Origin of the sequence: Methylophilus glucosoxydans (genome assembly GCF_042676145.1) — a bacterium.
Classification (GTDB): domain Bacteria; phylum Pseudomonadota; class Gammaproteobacteria; order Burkholderiales; family Methylophilaceae; genus Methylophilus; species Methylophilus glucosoxydans.
Genome location: NZ_JBHTJW010000002.1, coordinates 1,667,883 through 1,680,701 on the forward strand (window position 1 = coordinate 1,667,883; position 12,819 = coordinate 1,680,701).

13 protein-coding genes are annotated in these 12,819 nt (G+C 45.9%); 1 reads left to right on the forward strand and 12 read right to left on the reverse strand.

Annotated features, from left to right (window positions below; all coding sequences use genetic code 11):
• Positions 1-12 precede the first annotated feature (12 nt).
• A complete protein-coding gene (dapC, locus tag ACFQ1T_RS10625; RefSeq protein WP_379076373.1) occupies positions 13-1,209 on the forward strand; it encodes a succinyldiaminopimelate transaminase in 1,197 nt (398 codons plus the stop codon).
• Between the two features lie 57 nt (positions 1,210-1,266).
• Here the strand turns inward: dapC and ACFQ1T_RS10630 are convergent, their stop codons facing one another.
• The 12 genes from ACFQ1T_RS10630 to ACFQ1T_RS10685 form a co-directional block, all read right to left on the reverse strand.
• A complete protein-coding gene (locus ACFQ1T_RS10630; protein ID WP_379076376.1) occupies positions 1,267-1,722 on the reverse strand; it encodes an FxDxF family PEP-CTERM protein in 456 nt (151 codons plus the stop codon).
• Between the two features lie 27 nt (positions 1,723-1,749).
• The gene (locus ACFQ1T_RS10635) at positions 1,750-2,178 is read right to left on the reverse strand and encodes a hypothetical protein (RefSeq protein WP_379076379.1); all 429 of its coding nucleotides are present in this window, start codon (positions 2,176-2,178) and stop codon (positions 1,750-1,752) included.
• Positions 2,179-2,311: 133 nt separating this feature from the next.
• Entirely contained in the window at positions 2,312-2,827 is a 516-nt protein-coding gene (locus tag ACFQ1T_RS10640; protein WP_379076382.1) for an FxDxF family PEP-CTERM protein, read from the reverse strand.
• A gap of 26 nt (positions 2,828-2,853) precedes the next feature.
• Complete coding sequence (locus ACFQ1T_RS10645) at positions 2,854-3,387, reverse strand: FxDxF family PEP-CTERM protein (RefSeq protein WP_379076385.1); 534 nt, start codon at positions 3,385-3,387, stop codon at positions 2,854-2,856.
• 77 nt (positions 3,388-3,464) lie between these two features.
• Positions 3,465-4,100, reverse strand: a complete 636-nt coding sequence (locus tag ACFQ1T_RS10650; protein WP_379076388.1) for an FxDxF family PEP-CTERM protein — start codon at positions 4,098-4,100, stop codon at positions 3,465-3,467.
• Between the two features lie 47 nt (positions 4,101-4,147).
• Entirely contained in the window at positions 4,148-4,669 is a 522-nt protein-coding gene (locus ACFQ1T_RS10655) for an FxDxF family PEP-CTERM protein (RefSeq protein ID WP_194746785.1), read from the reverse strand.
• A gap of 288 nt (positions 4,670-4,957) precedes the next feature.
• Positions 4,958-6,529, reverse strand: coding sequence for an apolipoprotein N-acyltransferase (gene lnt / locus ACFQ1T_RS10660; protein ID WP_379076391.1), 1,572 nt, complete (start codon positions 6,527-6,529; stop codon positions 4,958-4,960).
• A gap of 35 nt (positions 6,530-6,564) precedes the next feature.
• Positions 6,565-7,995, reverse strand: a complete 1,431-nt coding sequence (locus ACFQ1T_RS10665; RefSeq protein WP_379076394.1) for a phosphomannomutase — start codon at positions 7,993-7,995, stop codon at positions 6,565-6,567.
• A gap of 22 nt (positions 7,996-8,017) precedes the next feature.
• Positions 8,018-9,427: a mannose-1-phosphate guanylyltransferase/mannose-6-phosphate isomerase gene (locus ACFQ1T_RS10670; protein ID WP_194746788.1), complete on the reverse strand. Its 1,410-nt coding sequence runs from the start codon at positions 9,425-9,427 to the stop codon at positions 8,018-8,020.
• A gap of 70 nt (positions 9,428-9,497) precedes the next feature.
• Positions 9,498-10,487 (reverse strand): UDP-glucose 4-epimerase GalE, encoded by a 990-nt coding sequence (galE, locus tag ACFQ1T_RS10675; RefSeq protein WP_379076398.1) that lies wholly within the window; start codon positions 10,485-10,487, stop codon positions 9,498-9,500.
• A 117-nt stretch (positions 10,488-10,604) separates the two neighbouring features.
• Positions 10,605-11,771 (reverse strand): nucleotide sugar dehydrogenase, encoded by a 1,167-nt coding sequence (locus ACFQ1T_RS10680; protein WP_379076401.1) that lies wholly within the window; start codon positions 11,769-11,771, stop codon positions 10,605-10,607.
• A gap of 48 nt (positions 11,772-11,819) precedes the next feature.
• A complete protein-coding gene (locus ACFQ1T_RS10685) occupies positions 11,820-12,818 on the reverse strand; it encodes an NAD-dependent epimerase/dehydratase family protein (protein ID WP_379076404.1) in 999 nt (332 codons plus the stop codon).
• Position 12,819 lies beyond the last annotated feature (1 nt).

The following is a 12,819-nucleotide window of genomic DNA, read 5'->3' on the forward strand; positions in this document are numbered from 1 at the left end:
TAATACACACCTATGAATCCACATTTAAATCTTCTCCAACCCTACCCTTTTCAACGTCTGCGCGACTTGTTTCAAGGACTGACGCCGAATCCTGAGTATTGCCACGTTAACCTGTCTATCGGTGAGCCCAAGCACACCACGCCAGCCATCATTTCTGAAGCACTGGCGAACAACCTGAGTGGACTGGCCAGCTATCCTACCACAATCGGCGTAGCGGCCTTGCGTGAAGCCATCAATCAATGGCTACAGCGCCGCTACCAGATCCCGGCACTCAATATCGATAAAGCCATCTTGCCGGTTAATGGCAGCCGCGAAGCATTATTCGCCTTTGCGCAAGCGGTGATAGACAACACGGGCTCACAAGTGCCAGTGGTCATCTCGCCCAATCCGTTTTACCAGATTTACGAAGGTGCTGCATTTCTGGCAGGCGCCCAGCCCTACTTTATCAATACGACCCTTGAGAATGACTTTGTGATGGACCTCACGCAAGTACCTAGTGAGGTCCTGAAGCGCACGCAATTGGTATTTGTCTGCAGTCCCGGCAATCCTTCCGGCAAAGTCATGAACATTGCGGCCTGGAAAACGCTGTTTGAACTCTCTGATCAATACGGATTTGTGATTGCCTCAGACGAGTGCTATTCGGAAATCTATTTTGATGAAGCGCAGCCGCCCGTTGGTGCCTTGCAAGCCGCGCATCAACTTGGTCGCGACTTTAAACGCATCGTCATGTTCAGCTCACTGTCCAAACGGTCAAATGTGCCTGGCATGCGCTCTGGCTTTGTCGCAGGGGATGAAGAGATTGTAGAAAAGTTTGCGCTATACCGCACTTACCATGGCTGCGCCATGAATCCCGCCGTACAAGCTGCAAGTATCGTGGCCTGGAATGACGAAGCGCACGTTCAACACAACCGCGCACTTTACCGTGAGAAATTTGCGGCCGTCACACCACGCTTGCAAACTGTCTGGCCACAAACGCAACTACCTGATGCCGCATTTTACCTGTGGATCAATACCGAGCAAGATGATACTGCTGTAGCCAAACAGCTCTATCAAGACCTGAATATCACCGTGTTGCCTGGATCATTTCTTGCCCGTGAAGCGCATGGCGTCAATCCTGGACAAGGTTTTATTCGAATGGCTCTAGTAGCTTCCAACGAAGAAACAATTGCCGCAGCGCAACGGATTGCTCACTTTTACAATCAACGCTAGGTGTAAACAAAAAAGCCAGTTGCATGATTGCAACTGGCTTTTTCATACGCGCAAAAATCAAGCAAGTTTTCTGCGGACGATCAGACCAAGCACACCCAAACCCATCAACATTAATGCATTAGACTCTGGTTCTGGCACTGGAGATGCGCCGATTGCAGTTTGACCGCTAATAGACCCCAAGGCTGAACTAAAAGAGCCTTTTGCATCCAATACCGCCGAGTTAAAAGACAAAGTGTAACTGCCGGCAATAAAGGAGGTATAACCCAATGCAAACTGGTTGGTTGCAGTGTTTTTATTTAAACTCAAGACCACATCGCCAGCAGCATTTTTAATATCCAGAACTGTTGCCGAGCTTGACATAGCATAGCCACTTAACACAAAGCTTCCAGTTTCATTAATCGCTGGAATGGCAATCCCTTTGGTTTGATTAAATGAATAGGTGGCTGCAAAAGCGCCTGTAGACATCCCAAGAAACGCCAGGCCGATAATACTGTTTTTAAATAATTGACGCATGATGATCACTCCAAAAAGGAAATAGAATTAGGCTGATTTTGTTTTGCCAAAAGCAACAGCAACTGCTAGCAAGCCAAATAACATCATCATATTGGTCTCAGGCTCTGGCACTGGCGCTGCTGGGATGAAGGTGCCCAGTGTGGTCGTATATTGGCCAGTCCATGCGCCCAACGCAGTCACATTCAAGTTATACAAACCTGGCGCAAAGTTAGTGGTATTAAATTCCCACGTATCAGTAATAAAGTTCTGTGAGAAAGAGTAATTGGCAGGACCTGACAAGGTGACTGCAGAAATCCCCAAGCCATCAAAAGAGGCATTAAATAATGTGTCAACCACATTGATAGAAAATGTTTGCGAGCCAGTATTTGAAATATTCGTAGTAGTTGAGGTCGCAGACGCCACGCCTGTAAACATTAAAGCACTCGCGGCAACGAAGCTGTAGATAATTTTTTTCACAATCCATCTCCCAAATAAAATAAATTTGACAGGTGAATAATGCGGTAAAACCAGACCGTGCGATATGACCCACATGGGCTAATCCAATAAAAAAAGGCCATGTAAAACATGGCCTTTTCTAATTTAAAACAAATTACTGTTTCTTACGACGTGAGATCAATCCCATTAAACCCAAGCCGAGACCAATCATTGCTGTGGTTTCTGCCTCAGGCACTGGGGAAGTGACTACCTCGAATCCACCAGAAAAACTTGCATTTGAACTGTAGGAGTTACCAAAAACAGTCAAGGTGTAGTTGCCTGCTGCCAGTGCGCCATTTGAAAATGAGAAGGAATTTGTTGTTTTAGTGAACGTTGAAGCCAATGGCGTTGTGACTTCACTGTCAGATTTAATCAAGCTACCAGTAGACAATAAGATGTCTGTGATATCGAAGCCAGTAGCTTTAGTCGATCCATTGCTTCTAAATACTGAGTCAACTTGACCTGTCAAAGAACCCACATTGCCTGACAAAATACTAAAATTAACAGTATATGAAAAAGAACCAGGGGCAATGTTGCTTTGATTTAAACCATACACTGCAGCATTTGCACTCACACTCAAAGTGGAAGCGACTGCTGCGAGTAAAACCGTTTTCAGATGACGGGTTAACATACTAAATCTCCTTAGTTGATCCTTGATTATGCGGATTTACGACGGTAACCAACTAGACCAAACAAACCCAAGCCCAGCATCATCATGCCGTATGCTTCTGGTTCAGGAACAGGTAAAGCTGTGGTTGAAACTGCAAAGCTACCAGCATAAGTATCACTCGAGAATGCTTTACCTTTTACAGTCAGAATATAATTACCTGCAGTCAAATTCAGTGCAGAGAAGTTAAACGTTTTGGTGTACGCCAACCAGCTGGAGTCACCCAAAACATCATCATCAGTTAACGTGTAGCTGGATGTGAAAGCACCGCTACTCAGAGTGATTGATGACACATTTGTTCCGATAAGAGAGCCTGTGTCAGTAAAAAGGTCATACGAACTGGTCAAATTACCAAACAAGCTTGCAGTGTAACCATTGGCGACACTGAAAGAATAGGTGTTGGTGAAATTGCCCGCAGCCACACTGGTATTCAGGCTGTAAGCAGCTGCACCAGCATTAGAGATCAAACCAGCGCTCAAAAACAACGCAGCGATCACTTTTTTAGTGGAAAAGACTGTAGTCATGAACTACTCCTCAAGATATAAAATAAATTGTAAAACGTAAAAACCACTCAAATTAGCAAAATAAATCCAGCAAGGACTTATTCAAATCTTTTTCTACGTGCAATGAAACCCATCAGGCCCAAACCCAATGCTGCCAGGGCTGCCGTCTGTGGTTCAGGAACAGCAGTCACACCCAGGCTGTAGCCACCACCGTTTTTCAGTGTCGTACCAGAAACTGACAGTGTGTAGTTTCCTGTCGACAGCAAACTAATCCAGTCAGTAGATACTGTGTTTTGTGTGGATGTCGTTGCACTCCAAACCAGAATAGGAATCACAAATACGCTGCTGTTAGTGGAGCCAGTTGTCGTCGTTCCACTCGTTGTGCTACCAGAAGGGGCTGTCAGTGTCACATTCAAGTTACTAAAGCCGGTATTTGATACACCACAAAAAATCAATAGTGCACAACCAACAGATTTAGAGTTGGTATAGTTCAAAGATGCGGACAGCGAGTTGAATTCTTGCAGACGCTGAGAATTCAAATTAAAGGTGTAATTATCAGTGAAAGTCTTGTTGCCTTCATAAGACTTGCTAACGTTAAAGTCTCCATCTGCAAACAAATCAGATGAAATGTTGGTAGACGTTGTTGAGGGTATGTTGGAAGAAGGTGTTCCAGCATATGCAAAGCCGTTTACAGTTAATAATCCAGCCAGGACTAAAGATGTTGTTAATTTCATTTGAGCTCTCCCATGTACGCAATATAAAAAATCAGCTAATCAACAAATTAAGCTGAAGTTTTTTTGCGATATGCGATGCGGCCAATAGCCGCCAAGCCTAACAACATCATCAGATTGGTTTCTGGCTCAGGCACTGGAAGCGCCGTAATGTTCATTTTAAGGGAGTATTGACCGCCGAGCAGACCTGTGGTCAAACCAGACACCTTGAAGGAGTAAGCACCGCTGGTCAGGCTGTTTAAATTGGTGACTAGTTGATTGGCTGAGTTGTATAAGCCATATGTTAGAGAACTGTCATCAATATCATACAGTTGATAAGTTAAAAATCCGCTAGGGGTTGGAACACCAAACTGGAACTCTTTCTCAGTCACTTGATAGCTCACTTTACCTGGACCAGTCAAAGTAAAGTTAAAGAGATCATTAAAAGTAACACTCGCACCATTCGTACCGGATGGCGCAGTAATAATCAAATTGGTACTCCCTGCACCCAACGTTGCAGTTGCGGCGCTTGCATTGGTAGCAAAACCAGATACAAGCAATGTTGCTAATGCAAAACCTGTCAATTTACTCACTTTAATTCTCCTCAATGTTATTAATACAATATATAAATTCTTTTATTCGTAAAACTACCCATTTGGGCTAATACTTACTCTAATCAAACTCAAAGCACTTACTGCCATTTATTATTTATTATCGCAGCAAGAAATATACCAATGTTACAAAAATATTAAAATGTTGATTTTAAACATTTTATTTTTAAAACATTGGCTAAAAAGTGCTTTTAGCCACCAGTTATGCTCCAAATAAACCGGCTTTTCAATTCTGATGCACTATTAGAGTGCACTTATACATACACCATTTTACACACAAGTGGAATGGTTTTGTGAATTTTTTTTGACAATCCATAGTCTTGCGATCAGAGTAATGAAACCAATGAGTTCCAGTCCCCAGAACAGCGTATCTTGCCAGAGATTGTAAAACGTACTTCCATGGTAGGGCTGGACCCTGTGCCTGAGTATATAACGTTCGTCCTTGGGCGCTCGTTTTATAACTTCACCTGTTTTATCAATAAAGGCCGTTACACCATTATTGCTCGCTCTCACAATGATTTTTTGATTCTCAATGGCACGAGCCTGGCTAAATTGCAGGTACTGTTCGAGACCAGCACTCTTACCAAACCAAGCCCCGTTACTGACACTCACCAAGTAGTCTGCATTTCTGGCATATTCAGCCAAATCACCACCAAATAGGTCGTCATAACAAATTGAAATTGCGACCTCAGCTTGACCAAGTGAAAACAGCGGTTGCCTTTTGCCTACTGAAAAATCATTATGCGGCATATGAAACCAATACGCATACATGGGTGCAAACAAAAGCGGCAGAGGGATGAATTCTCCAAACGGTACCAGATGTACTTTATGTTGTATCTGTAATCCAGAGATTCCGTAATTTACAACAGCATTAAATTTTTTTCGGCCCTCTGCACCGTCTTGCCAATCAAGCATCCCGATAAGGATATCAGCCTGTTTTTCTGAGGCCAATCCCAGTAGCTTGCCACGTGTTTTGCCCATCGCTTGCGAGCGATAAATCGGGAATGCCGTTTCGGGCAAAACAACAACGCGCGCATCCGCTTGGTCAAGCAAATCAAGGTAGCTCAATATAATTTGCTTGCTCTGCTCAACAGACCATTTAGTCTGCTGGCTGATATTTCCCTGTAGTAAAGCAACACTGACAGGTGCGCCTATTTGGGTTGTCCAGGTGATGTGATGAAGAGTCATTGCGATACCAGCAATGACTAACGCTGACAGAGCATTGATCCAGCGTCTATGGCCTCGAAACCTAAGCATGTAAAAAATCAGTGCTGCCATCGCCACCACGATGATGCTTAATCCATACACGCCCATCACTGGCAAGTAACTACTCAAGACACTCGAAGGCACCTGACTGTAGCCCATTGTCAACCATGGGAATCCCGAACATATCCAGCTGCGCAGCCAGTCTGCCATCCCCCAGGCCACAGGTAAAAACCATAAGGACCGGGTATAAACTACCAACCACGTAGCCGCAGCAGTAAAACTGGCCAAATACAGGCATAACATGATCGTAGAAATATAAGCTAGCCATGACGGCATTTCGCCAAAGTCGTGCAACGTACCCACCATCCACGAGAGACCTGCCGCGTACATTCCCAAGCCAAAGGACAAACCAACCCATCCAGCTTGACCAGGCGTGCTACTCTGGTCAAGCAACCAATACAAAACTAAAAGCGTCGCAAATGGAACAAGATAAAAATAAAAAGGCGCAAACCCCAAAACGGTGAGTGCGCCTGACACTGCAGCAGTGACTAGTAAATAAGCAGGTTCATGCAAATGAGATTTGAATGCATGCAAAATGCTCAAACCTAATTGCGCTACCTGCCTAAAGTTCATCATTCAAATGAAACTAAAACATTCCGGAAAAGAACAGATCAAGCAAACTTGGAAAGTTGTGTCAGCGTTGTCTCAAGCAGTGTCATGGCAGCAGCTACAGATACGTCTTCGACATAACAGCGGAACTCTGGCGCATTTCCTGAAGGGCGTAAATGAACAATCTGATTTGACGTCAAGGTTAATCTCAAACCATCAGTGGTATCCACCTGACTCACCTTAAACGGCAATTTTAAAGCATCTACCAGCACATCAAGATTGACAGACCATTCAGCTAACAAGGCCTGACTTTTACTGGTGGCAAAATTTTGCAGTCGGTCACTGGCGGTAAACCTTTGCGGTAACATCGCTACCTGTTGTGACAGTGCTTGACCGAGCTGTTTAACTTGGGTCAGCAGAATTACAACTGGCAAAACTGCATCCCTAGTTGGCAATGCGGCCAATGCAGGAAACTGTGGTGATGGGCTACCCAATAAAAAACCGCCATTCGCTTCAAATCCCGCCACACCGCTTGCCCCACCTGCAGCAAGTTGTTCCATCCCTGCAATGACAAATGGAGAACCAATCCTGGTGCGAATCACTTGCTTAAAGAAACCACTATTTTCTATCGCTGTATTACAACTGACAGGGACTGCCAAATGATCAATCTTCAAAGCTCTTGCCGTCAACAGCCCCACAATATCGCCACGTAACCATTGCCCGCACTCATCACTAATCAGTGGACGATCACCATCACCATCAGTAGAGATAATAGCATCCACCTCATATTGTCTAGCCCATGCCAAACCACGCTGTACATCTTCTGCCGAGACTGCTTCTGTATCAATAGGCACAAACGACTCCGAGCGCTCTAAACAAATCACCTCAGCGCCCAAGCTTGTCAACAACGCCTGCATCAAATCGCGCCCAACGCTAGAATGCTGGTAAAGCGCAAGCTTCAAACCTGAGAGCCCATTCACCCCTGCAACAGCAATATAACGTTGCATATATTCCTGATAGGCGTCAGGATTGACGGGCGACAGTGCCGTTTCATCTACTGCCCTCTCCGTCAATTCACAGTCAAGCATGGCCGCTTCATCCGATTTACTGATCTCACCATCCGGGCGGTAAAACTTGAGACCATTACGGTCAAACGGAATATGACTGCCTGTCACCATAATGCCTGGGATTTGTCGTGTCTGCGCATATAAAGCCAACGCAGGTGTTGGGATTGCATCGCAAAATACAGCCTCAATCCCTAGTTGACGCAACATGCTGGCGCAAGCCTGCGCAATACGCAAACTACTGGGGCGCAAATCTACCGCAATCGCCACCTTGTCAAAGCGAAAATTCGCCTGCATGGTGCACGCAAAGGCCTGTGTATAGGCAGCACACACCTCATCAGTCAGCGCAGAGACCAAGCCGCGTGCGCCACTGGTACCAAATGCTACCCCACTCTGCTGAATTACATCTTTTAATTGAGTCACTGCCATCTCTCAGTTAAGGCCATCGCATTCAAGCGCGACCATAAGTATCCTCATAGCGCACAATATCGTCCTCGCCCAAATAGCTGCCAGACTGCACTTCAATCAGATGCAATGGCAATTTGCCGGGATTTTCAAGCCGGTGCGTAGAGCCAATCGGAATATAGGTAGACTCATTTTCGGTATACAGCTTAGTCACATTATCCACCGTAATCATGGCAGAGCCACTGACCACTACCCAATGTTCTGCACGGTGGTGATGCATTTGCAGTGACAGCTTTTCACCAGGCTTGACCATGATGCGTTTGACCTGAAATCTCTCTCCCACATCAATGCCCTCATACCAGCCCCATGGACGGTACACACGGGGATGCACCTGATGCTCATTGCGGCCGCTGGCCTTTAAATGATCAACAATATTTTTTACATCTTGTGCGCAATCCCGATGAGCCACCAATACTGCATCGCTGGTTTCCACAATCAGCAAGTCTTCAACCCCCACCGCCGCCACAAATCGGCTTTCTGCGCGCACCAAGGTGTTTTTCACGTTTTTCAAGTACACATCACCACGCGTGGCATTGCCTGCCTCGTCGTTAGGCTGTACCTCTTTGAGTGCCGTCCACGAACCGACATCGTTCCAACCCATGCTGGCAGGCACCACGGCGGCCAGTTTGGTTTTTTCCATCACCGCATAATCAATGGAGTCCGATGGAGATTCCGCAAACGAGGCCTCATGCAACCGCACAAAATCCAGATCCTGATAGCTCTGCGCAACCGCACTGCTTACTGCATTAACCATGGCAGGCGCATATTGCTGCAACTCACTCAAAAATACAGAGGGCTTAAACAAAAACATGCCACTGTTCCAGTAAAAATTGCCAGCATCCAGGTATTGCTTTGCAGTCGCCGCATCCGGCTTTTCCACAAACCGTGCCACTTCAAAACAACCATCAGCTGCCAGTGCCGCCCCCGATTGAATATAGCCATAGCCAGTCTCGGGATGCGTCGGCTCAATGCCAAAGGTCACCAGCTTGCCTTGCGTGGCTGCCACACAGGCACGGCGAACGGCCGCCTCAAACGCCGCAACATCGGTAATCACATGGTCTGCCGGCAACACCAGCATCAACACGTCCTGATCTTTCAACGCCATCGCCGCCGCCGCAATCGCAGGTGCGGTATTTTTCGCCACTGGCTCCAACACAATTGCCTGTGGCGTCAAATTCACCTGCCGCAACTGCTCGGCCACCAAAAAGCGGTGGTCGTTGCCGCAGACTACCACCGGGGAAGCCACCTGGGCCCAGCTAGATAAACGCAGCAAGGTCTCTTGCAACATGGTGTTATCGGTGACCAGAGGCAGCAACTGTTTAGGTAACACCGCACGCGACAACGGCCACAACCTGGTGCCCGAACCACCGGACAAAATCACTGGAACAATTTTCATGAAAGACATCCAAAAATTAAATACATAAAACTAAAGGCTCTCGCATCACTTACGATGAACAAGTAATGAATTACTCTTTAGCTACGCGATCCGAACACTTCAACTCCCACTGCCAGGCATGTTGAACAATCGTTTCAAGGTCGGTAAATATCGGCTTCCAGTTCAAAATACTCCTTGCGCGCTTGGCGTCAGCGACCAGTCTTGCCGGATCTCCCTCTCTACGCGGGCCATCAATCACCTTAACCGATCTGCCAGAGACTTTTTGCACTGCATCGAGCACTTCCTGCACAGAGAAGCCAGAACCATTGCCCAAATTAAAGCGGTCACTCTCGCCACCACTTTCCAAATAATCTAACGCAGCAAGATGTGCAGCGCATAAATCTACAATGTGAATATAGTCCCGGATACATGTGCCATCCGGCGTATCATAGTCACGGCCAAACACCTGAATGTTTTCACGACGCCCAGAGGCGGCCTGTAAAATCAACGGGATTAAATGTGTCTCAGGGTCGTGGCGCTCACCCAGCTGACCCTCTGGGTCTGCGCCCGCAGCATTAAAATAGCGTAAGCAAACAGACCTGAAATCAAAAGCCTTGGCATAATCCGCCAAAACATGCTCAATCATCAGTTTTGATCGGCCATAAGGGTTTAAGGGGCGATTAGGATGCGCCTCATCAATCGGCACATAGTCTGGCTCACCAAATACCGCTGCCGTGGATGAGAAAATAAATTTTTTCACATCAAACTTGAGCATGGTATCCAGCAAATTCAAAGTGTTTGTGACATTGTTGCGGTAGTAGATATCTGGCTTGCGGACGGACTCACCCACCTGAATAAAGGAAGCAAAGTGCATCACCGCCTCTGGGTGATGCTCAGTAAATACTTTATCCAAACAATTGATATCAGCCAGATCCCCCTCAACAAACACACCACCGAGCACAGCATCGCGATGCCCGCTAGACAAGTTATCCAACGTAATCACGTCGTGACCAGAGTCCAGAAGCATTTTAACCATGTGTGAGCCAATATAGCCGGCACCACCCACCACTAACACACGCATTGTAAGTATCCTTATATCTTTAATTATTGAGTGAAGAGGTCTGAACTAATATTTACTCTTTAAAGTTTAAGTTTTTGCGTCACCACTCCAGCAACGCTGACCATGACAGAGGTTGATTTAGTCATTACCAAAAAGGTCTCGTGTGTAAACTTTACCTACCACATCTTCCAGCTCTTTCGCGTGGCGGTTGGCAATAATCACATCAGAAATCTGTTTAAACTGGTTTAAATCATTCACCACTTTCGAGTTAAAAAACTCCGATTCTTCTAGCACGGGCTCATAGACAACCACCTCAATCCCCTTACCTTTAATGCGCTTCATGATGCCCTGAATCGAAGACGCTCTAAAGTTGTCAGACCCTGCCTTCATGATCAAGCGGTAAATGCCAACCACTTTTGGTTTTTTCTTGATAATGCTATCGGCAATAAAGTCTTTACGCGTCGTGTTCGCTTCCACAATCGCATTAATCAGGTTTTGAGGTACTTGCGAATAATTAGCCAGCAGCTGTTTGGTGTCCTTAGGCAAGCAGTAGCCACCATAACCAAACGAAGGGTTGTTGTAATGATTGCCAATGCGCGGGTCCATACACACGCCATTAATAATCTGGCGTGAATCCAGGCCATGGGACTCGGCATAAGTGTCCAACTCATTGAAATAAGCCACGCGCATTGCAAGGAAGGTATTCGCAAAGAGCTTGATCGCTTCAGCCTCTGAGCTGTTGGTTAACAACACCGGCACATCAGGCTTCAGGCAGTTATCTTTTAGCAAATTAGCAAAGGTCTGCGCACGCTCAGAAACCTCACCCACCACAATCCGCGAAGGATACAGGTTGTCATACAAGGCTTTACCTTCACGCAAAAACTCTGGTGAAAAAATCAGGTTTTTACAATTAAGTTCAGCGCGTATTTTCTCAGTGTAACCCACAGGGATAGTTGATTTGATTACCATCACCGCATTTGGGTTAATGGCCATTACATCTTTAATCACCGCCTCAACAGAGCGGGTGTTAAAGTAGTTGGTTTCAGGATCATAATCGGTTGGCGTGGCAATGATAACAAACTCAGCTCCGATGTAAGCCTCTTGCTTGTCGGTAGTCGCTTTAAAATTAAGCTGTTTGTTCGCCAAAAAATCTTCAATTTCATGGTCTACAATCGGCGACTTTTTCTGGTTTAGCAACGCCACTTTTTCAGGGACAATATCCAGGGCAACCACTTCATTTTTTTGGGCTAACAATACGGCCAGTGACAATCCAACATAACCAGTACCAGCGATGGCAATTTTCATTCTAAATCCCTTAATGTTTAACTTTTAAATATTCCGGTTAAATATCAACTAGGCTTTCCAGTCATTAGGCCTATCGTTCTTCCAGTCGGCGAAAGCGGTCTCAAGCGTATATTTAAAGGGATATTTCTCTTTGGTCAGCACATATGGCTGGATATTATTTGAACGAACCAGCTTCTTGATTCTGACCGGGCTGATAGGTGTAGAGATGCCAAAAGGTCTGGTCACAGCCTCAACCAAATAAGAGCCTATTAACAACAAACGATACGGGATAGAAGGAACGAAACGTGAAACACCAGCTACCTGACACGTTGCATTGACATACTCTTCTACAGAGGGCGGCTTCATGGTGAAGTTATACAAAAAGGAACCACCGGTTGCTGGCACTTTTTCATTGAGTGCCCACCACATTGTATTCACCAACTCTTTAACATAGCCACCAGACTTTCTGGTTGAGCGATTGCCCATGTAAAAGAAATAACGTTTCAATGTGGCTTTCACCAAACGGGTTACATTCCCGCCCTCACCTGGACCAAACACAACGCCAGGTCTAACAATCACCAAGCGGCGTGTTTGATCAGCTTTTTGCCAAGCCATATGAATTTTTTCTGCAGCCAATTTTGAGCCGCCATAGGCGCTTACAGGAGTCGGGATGGATTCTTCGGTTTTTTCAGCCTCAGACGGTCCATATGGCGCAATGCTGCTGGTGAAAATAATACTATTACAACCTACTTTTTCGGCCCAAGCACATACATTATCAGCTCCTGGCAAATTCGTTTCGTAATACTCATGCGACTCATGTCCCGGTTCACGGTGTACCGCAGCAAAGTTAGCGATCAGATCAACCGAGGCGGGTAAATTCCAGGCAGAAATCGGTGTTCTCACATCAATATTGGCATAACTGACTTTTGATGAATCAAAAGTGAAGTCACTACGGATAGGCTTAATATCCGCCAACACCACATGATCTGCCAATTGATTATTAATCAGATAAAGCGCCAGATGACTGCCAATAAATCCAGTACCGCCAAAAATTACGCACGTTTTCATG